The organism is Kingella pumchi (assembly GCF_022288825.1).
GTDB lineage: Bacteria > Pseudomonadota > Gammaproteobacteria > Burkholderiales > Neisseriaceae > Kingella_D > Kingella_D pumchi.
In genome coordinates this window covers 1-245 of the sequence record NZ_JAKOOW010000013.1, presented here as the reverse complement: position 1 = coordinate 245, position 245 = coordinate 1, and positions in this window count along the sequence as shown.

Below are 245 nucleotides of genomic sequence, written 5' to 3'. Positions count from 1 at the left end.
ATATGTACTATAAACATATTAAAAAGACATTTATTGTCCAATATATTGCATCTATTCTTTTGGTAATATACTGTTATTGAATTGGATTTTTTTGTGCCAATTTAATAACAGGATACTTAAATATTCTGTAGACTTTCTACTTTAGAATATTATGCAAATTGTCCAAATTGAATTTGCCCTTGTTCGCCCGCCTGCCCGCCAAATTTCCCGGCCTGCCTGCTTGGGTTTCGGTATCGTTTGATACA